Here is a 15,117-nt window from a genome sequence, read left to right on the forward strand (position 1 = left end):
CGCCCCCGCACACCCTGCGGCGCGCGGCCTGCACCGCTCGACCGGCTGTCACACCACTGGCCCGCCGACCACGCCGATGTGACAATCTGTGGAGATGCCCGAGATGCTCCCTGAACCCCGCACCCCGAAGCAGCGCAAGCAAGACACTCTGGACAGGCTCGACCACGATGTGGACCTGTGGGTGGCGAGCGCCGACCAGGAGGGCGGCCCGTACCTGATGCCGCTGTCGTTCCTGTGGGACGGCGCCTGCCTCCTGCTGTCGACGGCCGCGAGCAACCCGACCGCGCGCAATCTCGAGGCGTCGCGCACCGTCAGGCTCGGCCTCGGGCTCACCAGGGACGTCGTCCTCATCGAGGGCAGCGTGGAGACGCTCGCCTCGGAGGAGATCTCGCAGGAGGTCGGCGACGCCTTCGCCGTCAAGACCGGCTTCGACCCTCGGCGGCTGCGCAGCCCCTACCTCTACTTCCGCGTGACACCGCACAGGGTGCAGGCGTGGAGGGAGGTCAACGAGCTGAAGGACCGCGACCTCATGCGCGACGGAGTGTGGCTGGTCAAGGACTGAGGACCAGCGCCCGGCGCTCGTCGGGGCCGGTGCCGCCCCAGACGCCGTCGGCCTGGCGGGTGGCGATCGCGTAGTCGAGGCACGGCTGCCTGACGGGGCAGCCGTGGCAGATGGCCTTGGCCCGCTCCAGTTGCGTGTGTCCCGCGCCGTGGAGCGAGATCGGGAAGAAGGTCTCCGGGTCCTCGTCGAGGCAGGCGGCCCGGCGCGAGCGGTCGAGGATGAACATGGAATTCCAGACGTGTCAGCGAGCGATGTGCCCATTCCGGTTACCCGGACATGAGCCGAGCAAACGGTCCCAGTCGGCGAGGAACCTGGCGATCCCATACCTGGACAGCGCGGCCGTGCGGGCGGCCTTGCCGTACCGGCTCGCCATGGCAGGGTCGGCGACGAACGCCGACAGCGCCTCGACCAGCACGGGCAGCCTGGTGGACAGGACGCCGGCCTCGGGCGGGACGGCCTCGATCGCCTCGGTCGCCGCGAGCGCCACGACGGGCAGGCCGATCATCATGGCCTCGATGAGCGAGAGGCCGAGCGAGGTCCACCGGTAGGGGTGCAGGTAGGCGCGACGCCGGGCCAGGGCGGCGTGGAGCCGGGCCTGAGGAAGGTCGAAGGCCGGGTACGGCAGGTCCGACGTCTTCATGCCGAAGACGTCGAGCGGCACGTCGAAGGCGGCCAGCAGGTCGGTGCCCACCACGCGCGTTCTTCGGACCGGCTCGTTGACGACCACGCCTGCGCGTGGCAGCTCGCCGGTATAGAGGTGGCCGGGGTCGACCACGCCGTGCTCGATCACGTGGACCGGGGCGAGGCCGTTGTCCCAGTAGAGCGCGTTGAAGTGGGTGACGTGCACCAGCGGGACGGCCGACTGCCCGGCGAGCGGGTGGCGGGTGGCGGGCACGTCGCCCCTGGGCGTGTTGTGCTCGACGTAGACGCCGGGGACCGTCCCGCCGAGCCAGTCCCTGGCCAGCTCGATCTCGTGGGGGCGCTGGTAGACGACGAGGTCCACGCGCTCGTCCGCGAGCCTGTCCCACGGCACCTCGCGCACCGAGGATGGCCAGTCGAAGCTCTGCGCCCTCCCCCGCCCGTCGGGGTCGCGTCCCGGCGTGAGCGGGACGAGGTAGGAGTGGCGGCCCTGGACGAACGAGGTGGTCCACGATCCGTGGACGTGCCAGAGCAGGATGTTCATCGACGCACCCAGTCCACCGCTTCGCGCAGGTCGTGGGCGACCTCGGGAGCGGCGACGATCTCGCTGGGCCGGGTCCTCGGCGTGGGCACCAGGATGGCGCGGGCTCCCGCCGCCCTGGCCGCCTCCATGTCCCTGCCGACGTCCCCGATGACCACGCAGTCCGCCGGTTCCACACCGAGCGTCCCCGCCGCTCTCAGCACCAGGCCGGGGTTCGGCTTACGGCAGAGGCAGCCGTCGTCCTCGTCGTGGACGCAGATCGCCCACGCGTCGAACGGCCCGAGCAGTTCCTCGACGCGCTCGTTGACCTGGTGGAGCTGGTCGGGCGTGATGAGCCCTCTGGCCACGCCGGACTGGTTGGTCACGATCGCCACAGGGATCCCGGCGGCGCGCAGTGTCCTCAGCGCCTCCAGCGCGCCCGGCATGGGCTCGACCAGGTCCGGATCGTTGTTATATGGGACATCCTTTATCAAGGTGTCGTCGCGGTCGAAAAGCACGGCCGCGGCGGGCCGACGCGTGAACATGAGTGGCGGCTACCCCGCCTACCTTGTGTTTAACGAGCGCTTCTCTCGGTAGCGCTTCTCCCATGAGGTTCCTGGGGATCAACGCGGTCTTTCACGACCCTGCCGCCGCCCTCGTGGTCGACGGCGAGGTGGTCGCGGCCGCGGAGGAGGAACGGTTCAGCCGCCGCAAGCACGGCAAGCGCCCCGTCCCGTTCTCGGCGTGGGAGCTGCCCGAGCAGGCCGCCGCGTGGTGTCTCGCCGAGGCGGGGCTGCGGCCCGAGGATCTCGACGCGGTGGCCTACTCCTACGACCCTTCACTGGTCCGGCGGGAGACGGGGGCTCCGTGGGAGGACCTGCGCACCACGTACGCGACGAGGGCGCCGAGCTTCCTGGCCACGGCGCTGCCGGGCCTCGACCCCGCCCAGGTGCGGTTCGTGCCGCACCACGTGGCGCACGCCGCCTCGGCGGGGCTGGCCGCGCCGTACGAAGACTGCGCGGTCCTGGTGTGCGACGGTCGAGGGGAGGCCGTCTCGCACCTGGCGGGACACTACCGCGGCGGCGAGCTGACCACGCTGGCCGCGCAGGAGCTGCCGCATTCGCTCGGCCTGATGTACGAGGAGGTGACCGAGCACCTCGGCTTCATGCGCTCGAGCGACGAGTACAAGGTGATGGCGCTGGCCTCCTACGGCGCGCCGCGGCACCTCGACGCGATGCGCGAGCTCGTCACGACCACGGGCGACGGGGGCTTCACCGTCGAGCGCGTCGACTGGAGCGGCTTCGCCAAGCGGCTCGGCAGGGGCGAGACCTGGACCGCCGACCACGCCGACCTGGCCGCCAGCGTCCAGACGCGATTGGAGGAGGTCCTGCTGGAGCTGGCCTTCTGGCTGCATGACAGGACGGGGGCGCGCTGCCTGGCGATGGCGGGAGGGGTGGCGCTCAACTGCGTGGCCAACACCAGGCTGCTGGCCGAGGGGCCGTTCGAAGAGATCTGGGTGCAGCCGGCCGCGGGCGACTCGGGCACCGCGCTGGGCGGCGCCCTCCACCTGTCCCAGGAGTTCGGCGAGCCCGCGGCGCCCATGCGGGGTGCCGACCTCGGCCGCGGATGGACGGAGGGCGAGCTGGCCGCGTGGCTGGACGTGGCGCGCGTGCCGTACACGCGGCCGGAGAACCTGGCGGGCGAGGTGGCGCGGGCGCTGGCCGACGACAGGATCGTGGCCTGGTTCCAGGGCCGCAGCGAGTACGGCCCGCGCGCGCTCGGCCGCCGCTCCCTGCTGGCCCATCCCGGCCACGCCCGCAACGCCGAGCGGCTGAACGAGGTCAAGGGTCGCGAGCAGTTCCGACCGATCGCGCCGATGGTGCTGGAGTCGAGGGCACACGAGATCTTCGGCAGGGGGCCGGTGCCCTCGCCGTACATGCTGTTCGTCCACGACGTGCGACCCGGCTGGCGGGAACGGATCCCGGCCGTGGTGCACGTCGACGGGACGGCCCGCATCCAGACGGTGTCGCGGGAGCACGACCCGCTCATGGCCGAGGTGATCGAACGGTTCGAGGGGCTGTCGGGGCTGCCCGTGGTGGTCAACACCAGCCTGAACACGGCGGGTAGGCCGATGGTCGACTCGCCGAGGGACGCGCTGGAGTGCTTCGGCTCCTCCCCCGTGGACGTGCTCGTGCTGGGGCCGTTCGTCGTGCGGAGAGCCGCGTGATCACCGTCGTCATCCCCACGATCGGGCGGGCCTCCCTGCCCGGGGCGATCCCCGAGGGGGTGCCGGTGATCGTGGTGGAGGACACCGGGAGGAGGGGACCCGCCGCGGCGCGCAACAGGGGGTGGCGGCAGGCGCGGACGCCGTGGGTGGTGTTCCTCGACGACGACGTGGTCCCGGGCGAGGGGTGGCTGGAGGCGGTCACCAGGGACCTCGCAAACCTGCCGGAGGACGTCGGCGGCAGCCAGGCCAGGATCGAGGTGCCGCTCCCGGCCGGACGGCGGCCGACCGACGCCGAGCGCAACACCGCAGGCCTGGCCGGCGCCGAGTGGATCACCGCGGACATGGCCTACCGGAGGGCCGCGCTGGAGAAGGTCGGCGGGTTCGACGAGCGCTTCCCCCGCGCCTACAGGGAGGACGCCGATCTCGCGCTGAGAGTGCGGGCGGCCGGTTTCCGGCTGGTCAAGGGCGAGCGGGTGACCCGGCATCCGGTGCGGGACGACGGTTTCTGGGCCAGCGTGCGGTTCCAGCGGGGCAACGCCGACGACGCCCTGATGCGCAGGGTGCACGGGCCCGGCTGGCGGTCGCGGATCGGGGCGGGCGGTCTGCTGCCCCGTCACGCGGCCACGACCGCGCTGGGGCTCGGTGCCGTGGGTCTCGCGCTCGCCGGGAGGAGAGGCGGGGCGATGGCCGCAGCGGCCGGATGGGCGGCGCTCACCGCGAGGTTCGCGTGGGAGCGCATCGCCCCGGGCCCGAGAACGCCTGCGGAGGTGGCCAGGATGGCGGTCACCAGCGCCTTCATCCCGCCCGCTGCGTGCCTGCACCGCCTGCGCGGCGAGCTGAAGGTCCGCCGGTGAAGGGGACCGTCCTGGTGGCACGCCCGGACAGCGCCGGCGACGTCCTGCTCGCCGGCCCCGCCATCCGGGCGGTCAGCGCGCACGGCCGGCGGGTGGTGCTGCTGGCCGGCCCGCTGGGCCGCGCGGCCGCCGAACTCCTGCCGGGGGTCGACCGCGTGATCGAGTGGCGCACCCCGTGGATCGACGCCGATCCGCCGCCCGTCACCCGTGAACACGTCGACCGGCTCATGACGCTGCTGCCCGACGCCGACGAGGCGCTCATCCTCACTTCCTTCCACCAGTCCGCGCTCCCCCTGGCGCTGCTCCTGCGGCTGAGAGGCGTGGGGCGGATCACCGCGATCAGCGACGACTACCCAGGCTCCCTGCTCGACGTCAGGGTCCAGGTCGACGAGAGCAGCCACCTTCCCGAGGCCGAGCGGATGCTCGCCGTGGCCAGGGCCGCGGGCTTCGACGGCGGCGACGCCGCGCTGGCGGTCAGGCCGCCGCCGCCGAGCGTCGTCGGCCCGCCAGGCTACGTCGTCGTCCATCCGGGCACCAACGCGCCCGCCCGCGCGTGGCCGCCCGAACGGCACAGGGAGGCGGTCGAGGCGCTGGCCTGCGAGGGCTTCACGGTGGTGGTCACCGGCGGCGGCGGCGAGCGGGCGCTGACGGCCGCGGTGGCCGGGCGGCACGGGGTCGACCTGGGCGGCCTGACAAGCCTGGCCGAGCTGGCGGGGGTGCTGGGCGACGCCTGCGCCCTCGTCGCGGGCAACACCGGGCCCGCGCATCTCGCCGCCGCCGTCGGCACGCCCGTGGTCAGCCTCTTCGCTCCTGTCGTGCCCGCCGAACGCTGGGCCCCGTACGGCGTGCCGTCCGTGCTGCTGGGCGACCAGGAAGCGGCGTGCAAGGACACGAGGGCACGCCTGTGCCCGGTCAGAGGCCATCCATGCCTGTCGGGAGTGACAGCGGAACAGGTCGTCAAAGCAGTGAGGGAGCTGGTCACGTGAGGATCGATCTCATCTCCGAGCACGCCGATCCGCTGGCGAGCGTGGGCGGCGTCGACGCGGGCGGGCAGAACGTGCACGTCGCCGCTCTGGCCCTCGCGCTGGCGGAACGCGGTCACGAGGTCACGGTGCACACCAGGCGAAGCGCTCCCGACCAGCCGCGTAGCGTGCCGATGGCGGATGGGGTGCGGGTCGAGTACGTCACGGCGGGGCCCGCCGCGCCGGTGCCCAAGGACGAGCTGCCGCCGTACATGCCGGACTTCGCCAAGGCGCTGTCGCGGAGGTGGGCGGCGCGTCCGCCCGAGGTGGCGCACGCTCACTTCTGGATGAGCGGCAGGGCCGCCCTGCTGGCCGCGCGCGGCCGTCCCGTGGTGCAGACCTTCCACGCGCTGGGCACGGTCAAGCGGCGCTGGCAGGGCAGGGCCGACACCAGCCCGCCCGGCAGGATCGCGGTCGAGACGCAGATCGGACGGCGGGCGGCGGCGGTCCTGGCGACCTGCGCCGACGAGGTGACCGAGCTGCGCGCCATGGGCGTCCCCGATCACCGGGTGTCGGTCGTGCCGTGCGGGGTCGACCTGCACCACTTCACCCCCGACGGGCCGCGCACCCCCACGGGCGGGGTCAAGCGGGTGCTGAGCATCGGCAGGCTGGTGCCGCGCAAGGGGGTCGACACCGTGCTGCGGGCGTTGCGCGAGGTGCCCGAGGTCGAGCTGGTGATCGCGGGCGGCTCGGCCGACGACCCGGAGGCGGTCAGGCTGTCGGAACTGGCGGCCGCCTACGGTTTGGGCGGCAGGGTGAAGGTGATCGGCAGCGTTCCCCGCGACGAGGTGCCCGCGCTGATGCGCTCGGCGGACGTGGTGGTCGCGGTGCCCTGGTACGAGCCGTTCGGCATGGTGCCGCTCGAGGCGATGGCGTGCGGGGTGCCGGTGATCGCCTCCGCGGTCGGCGGCCACCTCGACACGGTCGCGGGCTGCGGCGTCCTGGTGCCGCCGCGCCGCCCCCAGGCGCTGGCCCGCGCCCTGTGCGACATCCTCGACCACCCGGACAGGGCGGCCGCGCTCGGCGCGGCGGGGGCCCGCAGGGCCAGGGAGCGGTACGGCTGGCCGCACGTGGCCGAGCAGACGGAGACGGTCTACCGGAGCGTGCTGGGGGACAGAGTGAGGGGGATGACATGCACAGGCACCTGACCAGGCTGCGCGACGCGCTGACGATGAGCGCCGACCAGGCGCCCACGGTCGAGGCGTGGGGCCGCAAACTCGCGGGGGTCCTCGGCGGCGGCGGCAGGCTGCTGGTGTGCGGCAACGGCGGTTCGGCCGCCGAGGCGCAGCACCTGACGGCCGAGCTGGTGGGCCGCTTCAAAGGCGAGCGGCGGCCGTTCGCGGCGATCGCGCTGCACGCCGACACCTCGTCGATGACGGCGATCGCCAACGACTTCGGCTCGGACGTCGTCTACGCCCGTCAGGTGTGCGCCCACGGCCGCCATGGCGATGTGCTGATCTGCCTGTCGACCAGCGGCTGCAGCGGCAACGTGCTGGCCGCGGCGCGTGCCGCGCACGACTGCGGGCTCGTCACGTGGGCCATGACGGGCATCGCGCCCAACCCGCTGGCCGAGCTGAGCGACGAGGTCGTCGCCGTGCCCGCGTCCGACACGGCGACCGTCCAGGAGGTGCACCTGGCGATGATCCACCTGCTCTGCGACTCGATCGAGGAGGCGTGCGAGTGAAGAAGGGACCGCTGGTCGTCATCGGCGACACGCTGCTGGACATCGACGTCGAGGGATCCGCCGAGCGCATCGCGCCCGACGCCCCCGTGCCGGTCGTCGACGTCGAGGGGGAACACCTGCGCCCCGGCGGCGCGGGGCTGGCGGCGCTGCTGACCGCCCGCGACGGGGCCGACGTGGTGCTGGTGACGGCGCTCGCCGACGACCCGCAGGGCCGTACGCTGCGCTCGCTGCTGAACGGCCATCTGGAGGTCGTCAGGATGCCGCTGCACGGCACGACCGTGTGCAAGACCAGGGTCAGGGCCAGGGGGCAGACGCTGGTGCGGATCGACACCGGCGACGGGCGGGCGCTGGCCCGCGTGACCGACACCGTCCGCGCGGCGGTGCGCAGGGCGGGCGCCGTGCTCGTCTCCGACTACGGCAGGGGCGTCGCCGGCACGGTCCTCGAACTGCTCGGCGAGGTGAGGGCGCCGATCGTGTGGGACCCGCACCCCAGGGGCTCCATGCCGGTGCGGGGATGCGCGCTGGTCACGCCGAGCGAGCTCGAGGCCAGGCGGTTGTGCCCGCCGCCGTACACCAGCCCTGACCTGGCGGCCCGCCACCTGACGAAGGCCCTGCACGCGCAGGCCGTCGCCGTGACGCTGGGCTCGCACGGCGCGGCGTTCGCCCACGCGGGCGGCCACCACAGCAGGATTCCGCCTCCCACGCTCGCCTCCGGCCACGACGTGTGCGGAGCGGGTGACAGGTTCGCGGGAGCGTCGGCCCTGGCGCTGCGCGACGGGCTGCCGGTGGAGGACGCGGTCGCCGTCGGCGTCGGCGAGGCCTCCAGGTTCGTCGAGGGCGGCGGCGCGGCGGCCATCAGGTTGCAGAGCCACGAGATGGGCGACAGGCCGCGCACGCCGATGGAGGTCGCGGAGCTGGTGAGGGCGAGCGGGGGACGGCTGATCGCCACCGGAGGGTGTTTCGACCTGCTGCACGCCGGGCACGTGAGTCTCCTGCGCAGGGCGAGGGCGCTCGGGGACGCGCTGATCGTCTGCGTCAACTCCGACGCCTCGGCCAAGCGGCTCAAGGGGCCGGGCAGGCCGGTCGTGGGACAGCGCGACCGCGTGGAGGTGCTGAGGGCACTGGCCTGCGTGGACGCCGTCATGGTGTTCGAGGAGGACACCCCAGCCCAGGTCATCGAGCGGCTGCGGCCGCACGTGTGGGTCAAGGGCGGCGACTACGCAGGGCGCGAGCTTGCCGAGGCCGAATCGCTGCGGCGGATCGGCGCGGAGACCGTCGTGCTGGCCAGCGTGCCCGGCAGGTCCACGACCGGGCTCATCGCCGCCGTGCAGGAGACCTGAGGGGGAAGCGATGCTGGGAAACATCCTGATCACCGGAGGGGCGTCGGGCCTCGGCCTGGCGGTCGCCGAGGCGGTCGCGAAGGCGGGAGGCAGGCCGCTGGTGGTGGATGTGCGCTCGGCGCACGGATTCGAGCAGGCGCTCGCCGATCTGGCCGAACGGGCGCAGGCCGAACGGGCGGTGCGGGAGCTGGCCGTACGGGCCGGGGGCCTCGACGGGGTGGTCACCGCGGCGGGGATCGACGCGTGCGGGCGGCTGGAGGACGTGCCCGCCGACGACTGGGAGCGCGTGATCAAGGTCAATCTCCTGGGGACGGCGGCGGTCGTGCGGGCCGCGCTGCCGTACCTGAAGCGGTCGTCGGGCAGGGTGGTGACCTGCGCCTCGACGCTGGGTCTGCGGGCGGTCAGCGACGCGACGGCCTACTGCGCGGCCAAGTTCGGGGTGGTCGGCTTCACCAGGGCGCTGGCCGCGGAGCTGGCGGGCCAGGTGGGCGTGACGATGCTGGTGCCCGGCGGGATGTCGACGCACTTCTTCGACGACCGGCCCGAGCAGTACAAGCCGGGGCCCGACGCCAAGCTCAACCGGCCTGAGGACGTGGCGCGGACCGTGGTGTTCGCGCTGTCGCAGCCGCCCGGGTGCGAGGTGCGCGAGCTCGTGGTCTGCCCCTCCACGGAGACCTCGTGGCCCTAGAGGTCCTGGTGCTGCGCGGGCTGGGGCTGGGCGACCTGCTGACGGCGGTACCGGCTGTGCGCGCGCTGCGCCGGGCCTTCCCCGCGCGTCGCCTCGTGCTGGCCGGTCCTTCGGCGCTGGAGCCGCTGCTGCCGGTGGACGAGGTGATCGAGGTGAAGGGGCCGGGACCCGTGCCCTACGCGGCGCCGGAGATCGCCGTCAACCTGCACGGCAGGGGGCCGCAGAGCACGTGGGCGCTGCGGGCGACCTGCCCGGGGCGGCTGCTGACCCACGGAGACGGCGGCCCACCGTGGCGCGAGGGCGTGCACGAGGTGTGCCGCTGGTGCGACCTGCTGGAGTGGTACGGCGTGCGGGCCGACCCCGCCGACCTGTACCTCGGGCGGGGCGACAGGAGCGGCCCCGTCGTGGTCCATCCCGGCGCGGCCTTCCCGTCCAGGAGATGGCCTCCCGCCCGCTTCGCCGCGGTCGTCGCCACGCTGCGGGCCGGCGGACAGGAGGTGGCCGTCACGGGAAGCGCGGCCGAGCGCGGGCTGGCCGAGCGGGTGGCCGGCCGCACGGGGGCCCGGGTGCTGGCCGGGCGGACGGACGTCCTGGAGCTGGCCGCGCTGGTCCGCGACGCCCGGATGGTGGTGTGCGGCGACACGGGGATCGCGCACCTGGCCACCGCCTACCGCACTCCCTCGGTCCTGCTGTTCGGCCCCGTCTCCCCCGCCCTGTGGGGCCCTCCTCCCGGGGGGCCGCACACCGTTCTGTGGAAGAACCGTTCAGGCGATCCGCACGGATCCTCCCCCGACCCGGGCCTGCTGGAGATCGAAGTCGACGAAGTGATCGAGGCGATGTCGTGATGAGAGCCGTGGTGACGGGAGGGGCCGGGTTCCTCGGCTCCTACCTGTGCGAGAAGCTGCTGGAGAGAGGGAGCGAGGTCGTCTGCATGGACAGCTTCCTGACCGGCTCCCCCCGCAACCTGGAACACCTGCTGGACAGGCCTCAGCTGCACATCGTCGAATGCGACCTGACGGGATTCGTGCACGTGCCCGGCAGGGTGGACCTGGTGCTGCACTTCGCCTCGGCCGCCTCGCCCGCCGACTACCTGAGGCATCCGATCGAGACGCTCAAGGTCGGCAGCCTGGGCACGCTGCACGCGCTCGGTCTGGCCAAGGAGAAGGCGGCACGGTTCGTCCTGGCCTCCACCAGCGAGGTCTACGGGGACCCGCTCGAACACCCACAACGGGAGACCTACTGGGGCAACGTCAATCCCGTGGGACCGCGCAGCGTCTACGACGAGGCCAAGCGTTTCGCCGAGTCACTGACCACCGCCTACCGCGACTCGCACGGCATCGACACGGGCATCGTACGGATCTTCAACACCTACGGCCCCCGCATGCGCCCCTTCGACGGCAGGGCGATCCCCACCTTCGTCAGGCAGGCGCTGGCGGGCGAGCCGATGACGGTGACGGGCGACGGCAGCCAGACCCGTTCCATCTGCTACGTCGACGACACCGTGGAGGGCATCCTGCGGATGGCCGGCAGCGACTTCGCAGGCCCGGTGAACATCGGCAACCCCGACGAGCTGACCATGGTCGAGCTGGCCGAGCTGATCCGCGACCTGGCGGGCTCGTCGTCGCCGATCGCGTTCATCGACCGGCCCGTCGACGACCCGAGGGTCCGCAGGCCCGACACCCGCCTGGCCGCCGCCGTGCTGGGCTGGCGGCCTCAGGTCGGGACCGAGGAGGGGCTGCGCCGTACGGTCGAGTGGTTCGCCCGGCTCGGCCCCTTCGAACGGCCCGACGGCGGCCCGCCCGTAGGGGCGGGGCCGAAGCGAGGAGGTTGAGATGGCGGGCACCGCGGTGATCGTGATCGACATGCTCAATCCCTACGAGCACGAGGACGCCGAGCCGCTGGCACAAGGCGTGGAGGCGATCGTGCGCCCGCTGTCGCGGCTGGTGAGCGCCGCGCACGACCGCTCCGACATCGATCTCGTCTACGTCAACGACAACTACGGCGACTTCACCGCCGGGCGGGGGGACCTGGAGGAACGGGCGCTCAAGGGGCGGCGGCCCGACCTTGTCGAACCGGTGTTGCCGCCACGCGACTGCGCGTTCCTGCCCAAGGTGCGGCACAGCGTGTTCTACGGCACGTCGCTGGAGTACTACCTGCTGCGCCACGGGGTGGGGTCGGTGGTGCTGACGGGCCAGGTGACCGAGCAGTGCGTCCTCTACAGCGCGCTCGACGCCTACGTCAGGCACTTCGCCATCACGGTGCCGACCGACTGCGTGGCCGCCATCCACGAGGACCTGGGGGCGGCCGCGCTGCGCATGATGGAGCGCAACATGTCGGCCGCCCTCGTGACGGCGGGCGAGGCCCTTTAGAGCTCCACGCCGAGCAGCGCGTCGGCCAGGTCGCGCACCAGGCGGGGCGCGGCGGTGTCGGTGCCGCCCTCGGCCAGGGCCGTGGCGGCCCACGCGTCGAGGGCGGCCAGCGCGCCCGGCGCGTCGAGGTCGTCGGCCATCCGCTCGCGCACCGTGGCCAGCAGCCGGTCGGCCGGGGGCGCGGCCGGCAGCGCGACGGCGGCCCGCCACCGCTCCAGCCTGGTCTCGGCCGCGGTCAGCTGGTCGTCGGTGTACTCCCAGTCGGCGCGGTAGTGGTGGGCCAGCAGCACCAGCCTGACGGCCATCGGGTCGTGCTCGACCCTCAGCTTGGAGACGAACACCAGGTTGCCACGCGACTTCGACATCTTCTCGCCGTCGAGCGCCACCATGCCCGCGTGCGTGTAGAACTTGGCGAACGGCCACTCGCCGCTGGCGGCGTAGCCTTCGGAGGCGCCGCATTCGTGGTGGGGGAAGATCAGGTCGGACCCTCCGCCCGCGACGTCGAAGCCGGCGCCCAGGTTGGCCAGGGCGATCGCCGTACACTCCACGTGCCAGCCGGGACGGCCGGGCCCGAACCGGGAGGGCCACGAGGGCTCGCCGGGCCGCTCGGCCCGCCACAGCAGCCAGTCGAGCGGGTCGCGCTTGCCCTGACGGTCGGGGTCGCCGCCGCGCTCGCCGAACAGCGTCAGCATCTCCTCGCGGCCGTAGCCCGACACCTCGCCGAACTTGGGGGCGTCGGCGACGCTGAAGTAGACGTCTTCGTCGACGGTGTAGGTGAGGCCCTTGTCGGCCAGCTGCTCGATCAGGTCGGCGACCTGGTCGACGACCTCGGTCACGCCGACGTACTCGCGTGGCGGCAGGATGCGCAGCGCCCGCATGTCCGTCCTGAACAGCTCGATCTCCCGCTCGGCCAGCTCACGCCAGTCCTGCCCGGTCTGCTCGGCCCGCTCCAGCAGCGGGTCGTCCACGTCGGTGGCGTTCTGCGTGAAGTGGACCTCGTGGCCGCCGTCCCTCCACACCCGGCTCACCAGGTCGAAGGCGAGGTAGGTGTTGGCGTGGCCGAGGTGCGTGGCGTCGTAGGGTGTGATGCCGCACACGTACATCCTGGCGGTGGCGCCCGGCTCGGTCAGCCGCACCTGGCGCGCCGCGGTGTCATACAACCTCAGAGGTACGGCGGTGCCGGGCAGGCCGGGAACATCAGGGGCAGACCACGATCGCATGCTTTGACCTTATCCGTCTCGGGAAACACCACGATCAACGCGAGGCAGCCGCACCGCATTCCACCTGCTGAGATCGGAGAACTCGTAGCCGAGCCCTCCGCCGCCCACGGTGACCAGCGTGGCCGACAGCGAGGCGTAGACGCGGCCGTCAGGAAGCTCGTGCCGTACGGTGGCCGCCTCGACGAGGTCGTGCCAGTCTGCGGCGGCGGCGAACAGCGGGCGCAGTTCGACCGCCTTCGGGTCGTCGTCCCGACCGCTGTTGACGATGACGCTGGTGCCCGCGGGCAGGCCGGCGGCCGTCAGGCGTTCGCCGTCCCACGACCACATGCGGGCGCCTGACCGGCCGGCGAGCACCAGGTGGAAGGGGTCGTAGCGGGGCAGGTCGACCTCCGGCATGCCGCCTGCCACGACGGCGCGCAGCGGCAGCTCGCCTCTGGAGATCTTGGTCCGCTCGTCGGCGGGCAGCCCGCGCCCGTTGAGCAGCGCGGCGACGCGGTCACGGGACGGCAGGGCCGCCAGCCACGTGCCTCCGGCCTTGAGGTCGCGCCCGCCGACGACGCCCGGATACTCGGGCCAGTGCTCGCCTGGGCCCTCCCACGGCCGATCGGCGAACTCGTCACGCACGCCCAGCAGAGTCAGCGGCTCACCCGTCCGCACGATGACCGTACACACGCGGACAGACTACCTATATGGGCGGCCAGGGAATCGCGGGCCAGTCCTCCGAGGGGTAGGGGTGCACGCCGGTGTCGAGCAGCCGCCTGACCCTGGTCCACGTGGCCTCCACCTCGGCGAGGGTGAGCAGCTCGCGCAGGCGGCGGCCCAGCGGGCCGGACTCGAGGTCGCGCTCCAGCTTGGCCAGCACGCCGACGACCTCACGCGGGAGCGTCTTGCCGCGCCACTGCCACAGCACGGTGCGGAGCTTGTCCTCGGCGGAGAAGCAGACGCCGTGGTCGACGCCGTAGATGGTCTCGCCGTCCGGCAGGGGCAGCAGGTGACCGCCCTTGCGGTCGGCGTTGTTGACGACCGCGTCGAAGACGGCCATCTTCCGCAGCGCGGGGTGGCGGCTGCGGATCAGGCTCATCAGGTCCGTCTCCTGGTCGGTGTCGATCCACAGCTGGCACATGCCGGGGCCGAAGGGCCCCTCGCGGTAGACCGTGGGCGGCACGATCTGCCAGCCCGTCGCCCTGGACACCTCGTAGGCGGCCACCTCGCGGGCGGCCAGGGTGCCGTCGGGAAAGTCCCACAGCGGGCGCTCGCCGCGCACCGGCTTGTAGACGCAGGCCGCCGAGCGTCCCCCGAGCGTGATACCGCAGTAGAGCGTCATGTTGGTCGCCTCGACCAGCCGGCCCGCCACCTCCAGCCTGCCTTCTCTGAGGAGGCTGAGGGCGGCCTCCTCGTCGTAGCGGAGATCTTCAAGCTCGCGCTCGGGCACGCTCACGTAGCGACCTCACCTCCGCGGTAGCCGTTCAGGCGCACGCAGATGTGGCCTTCGGCGTCGAGTGGCTGACCACACAGCGGGCAGGGCGGGCGGCCCTGCGCCACGATCTTCAACGCTCGCTGGGAGAAGGCCCTGGCGGCGCCCGCGCTGATGTGGACCCTCAACATGCAGGGCTCCGGCGCTTCCAGGTCTTCCTCGTCGATGATCTCCTGGGCCTCGATCACGACCTGGTCCCTGTCGGGATCCCATGCCAGCGCCATCGTGCCGACCCTGAAGTCCTCGGTGATCGGCTGGTCGAGCGGCGCGTTGTCGGCGAGATCGGCGGGCGCGACGGCCGGCACGTGGGCGGTGCCCCCACTGCGTCTGAGCACCTCGTCGAGCAGCTCCTCGAGCTTGCCGGCGAGGGCGGCGACCTGCAGCTTCTCGAGGGCGACCGTGGTCAGTCTGCCCTCGGCCCTGGCCTGCAGGAAGAAGATCCGTGCCCCCGGCTGCCCCAAGGCACCCGCCACGAACCTCTCTGGTGGGTCGTAGTCGAAGACCGGCATAGCCCGACC

The 15,117-nt window shown here is 72.9% G+C and carries 18 protein-coding genes; 11 read left to right on the forward strand and 7 right to left on the reverse strand.

Features of this window, described 5'->3' with window-relative positions; all coding sequences use genetic code 11:
- Window positions 1–94: 94 nt before the first annotated feature.
- Window positions 95–562, forward strand: coding sequence for a pyridoxamine 5'-phosphate oxidase family protein (locus ACFSKW_RS03170; protein WP_379568877.1), 468 nt, complete (start codon window positions 95–97; stop codon window positions 560–562).
- Here ACFSKW_RS03170 and ACFSKW_RS03175 read toward each other — a convergent pair.
- Genes ACFSKW_RS03175 through ACFSKW_RS03185 form a run of 3 tightly spaced genes read right to left on the reverse strand, consistent with a single transcriptional unit; the run spans window position 552 to window position 2,266 of the window.
- Window positions 552–788 carry a WhiB family transcriptional regulator gene (locus ACFSKW_RS03175; protein ID WP_379568879.1) on the reverse strand — a complete coding sequence of 79 codons (237 nt, stop codon included), beginning with the start codon at window positions 786–788 and terminating at the stop codon, window positions 552–554. The two genes, ACFSKW_RS03170 and ACFSKW_RS03175, sit on opposite strands and share 11 nt — an antisense overlap.
- 15 nt (window positions 789–803) lie before the next feature.
- Window positions 804–1,745, reverse strand: coding sequence for a glycosyltransferase (locus ACFSKW_RS03180; protein ID WP_379568881.1), 942 nt, complete (start codon window positions 1,743–1,745; stop codon window positions 804–806).
- On the reverse strand, window positions 1,742–2,266 hold the full coding sequence (locus ACFSKW_RS03185; RefSeq protein WP_379568883.1) for a D-glycero-alpha-D-manno-heptose-1,7-bisphosphate 7-phosphatase: 525 nt from the start codon (window positions 2,264–2,266) through the stop codon (window positions 1,742–1,744). The genes ACFSKW_RS03180 and ACFSKW_RS03185 overlap by 4 nt, the downstream gene beginning before the upstream one ends.
- 62 nt (window positions 2,267–2,328) lie before the next feature.
- Between ACFSKW_RS03185 and ACFSKW_RS03190 the strand changes: the two genes are divergently transcribed.
- The 10 genes from ACFSKW_RS03190 to ACFSKW_RS03235 are packed head-to-tail and all read left to right on the forward strand — an operon-like array spanning window position 2,329 to window position 11,905.
- Window positions 2,329–3,948, forward strand: a complete 1,620-nt coding sequence (locus ACFSKW_RS03190) for a carbamoyltransferase family protein (protein WP_379568885.1) — start codon at window positions 2,329–2,331, stop codon at window positions 3,946–3,948.
- Window positions 3,945–4,802: a glycosyltransferase family 2 protein gene (locus ACFSKW_RS03195; RefSeq protein WP_379568887.1), complete on the forward strand. Its 858-nt coding sequence runs from the start codon at window positions 3,945–3,947 to the stop codon at window positions 4,800–4,802. Before ACFSKW_RS03190 ends, ACFSKW_RS03195 begins: the two co-directional genes overlap by 4 nt.
- A complete protein-coding gene (locus ACFSKW_RS03200; protein WP_379568889.1) occupies window positions 4,799–5,788 on the forward strand; it encodes a glycosyltransferase family 9 protein in 990 nt (329 codons plus the stop codon). The genes ACFSKW_RS03195 and ACFSKW_RS03200 overlap by 4 nt, the downstream gene beginning before the upstream one ends.
- Window positions 5,785–6,972: a glycosyltransferase gene (locus tag ACFSKW_RS03205; RefSeq protein ID WP_379568891.1), complete on the forward strand. Its 1,188-nt coding sequence runs from the start codon at window positions 5,785–5,787 to the stop codon at window positions 6,970–6,972. The genes ACFSKW_RS03200 and ACFSKW_RS03205 overlap by 4 nt, the downstream gene beginning before the upstream one ends.
- A complete protein-coding gene (locus ACFSKW_RS03210; protein ID WP_379568893.1) occupies window positions 6,957–7,508 on the forward strand; it encodes a D-sedoheptulose-7-phosphate isomerase in 552 nt (183 codons plus the stop codon). Before ACFSKW_RS03205 ends, ACFSKW_RS03210 begins: the two co-directional genes overlap by 16 nt.
- Entirely contained in the window at window positions 7,505–8,848 is a 1,344-nt protein-coding gene (locus ACFSKW_RS03215) for a PfkB family carbohydrate kinase (RefSeq protein WP_379568895.1), read from the forward strand. Before ACFSKW_RS03210 ends, ACFSKW_RS03215 begins: the two co-directional genes overlap by 4 nt.
- Window positions 8,849–8,858: 10 nt before the next feature.
- Window positions 8,859–9,536 (forward strand): SDR family oxidoreductase, encoded by a 678-nt coding sequence (locus ACFSKW_RS03220; protein WP_379568897.1) that lies wholly within the window; start codon window positions 8,859–8,861, stop codon window positions 9,534–9,536.
- On the forward strand, window positions 9,527–10,381 hold the full coding sequence (locus ACFSKW_RS03225) for a glycosyltransferase family 9 protein (protein ID WP_379568899.1): 855 nt from the start codon (window positions 9,527–9,529) through the stop codon (window positions 10,379–10,381). The genes ACFSKW_RS03220 and ACFSKW_RS03225 overlap by 10 nt, the downstream gene beginning before the upstream one ends.
- Window positions 10,381–11,367 (forward strand): UDP-glucuronic acid decarboxylase family protein, encoded by a 987-nt coding sequence (locus tag ACFSKW_RS03230; RefSeq protein ID WP_379568900.1) that lies wholly within the window; start codon window positions 10,381–10,383, stop codon window positions 11,365–11,367. The genes ACFSKW_RS03225 and ACFSKW_RS03230 overlap by 1 nt, the downstream gene beginning before the upstream one ends.
- A 1-nt stretch (window position 11,368) precedes the next feature.
- Window positions 11,369–11,905, forward strand: a complete 537-nt coding sequence (locus tag ACFSKW_RS03235; RefSeq protein ID WP_379568902.1) for a cysteine hydrolase family protein — start codon at window positions 11,369–11,371, stop codon at window positions 11,903–11,905.
- Here ACFSKW_RS03235 and mshC read toward each other — a convergent pair.
- Genes mshC through ACFSKW_RS03255 form a run of 4 tightly spaced genes read right to left on the reverse strand, consistent with a single transcriptional unit; the run spans window position 11,902 to window position 15,108 of the window.
- On the reverse strand, window positions 11,902–13,125 hold the full coding sequence (gene mshC, locus ACFSKW_RS03240; RefSeq protein ID WP_379568904.1) for a cysteine--1-D-myo-inosityl 2-amino-2-deoxy-alpha-D-glucopyranoside ligase: 1,224 nt from the start codon (window positions 13,123–13,125) through the stop codon (window positions 11,902–11,904). The genes ACFSKW_RS03235 and mshC overlap by 4 nt on opposite strands.
- Window positions 13,126–13,134: 9 nt before the next feature.
- Window positions 13,135–13,797: an NRDE family protein gene (locus ACFSKW_RS03245; RefSeq protein ID WP_379568906.1), complete on the reverse strand. Its 663-nt coding sequence runs from the start codon at window positions 13,795–13,797 to the stop codon at window positions 13,135–13,137.
- A 13-nt stretch (window positions 13,798–13,810) separates the two neighbouring features.
- On the reverse strand, window positions 13,811–14,563 hold the full coding sequence (locus ACFSKW_RS03250) for an SCO1664 family protein (RefSeq protein ID WP_379568908.1): 753 nt from the start codon (window positions 14,561–14,563) through the stop codon (window positions 13,811–13,813).
- Window positions 14,560–15,108: a DUF3090 domain-containing protein gene (locus ACFSKW_RS03255; protein WP_379568910.1), complete on the reverse strand. Its 549-nt coding sequence runs from the start codon at window positions 15,106–15,108 to the stop codon at window positions 14,560–14,562. Before ACFSKW_RS03255 ends, ACFSKW_RS03250 begins: the two co-directional genes overlap by 4 nt.
- Window positions 15,109–15,117: the final 9 nt, after the last annotated feature.

Origin of the sequence: Nonomuraea mangrovi (assembly GCF_042681425.1) — a bacterium.
Taxonomy (GTDB): Bacteria; Actinomycetota; Actinomycetes; order Streptosporangiales; family Streptosporangiaceae; genus Nonomuraea; species Nonomuraea mangrovi.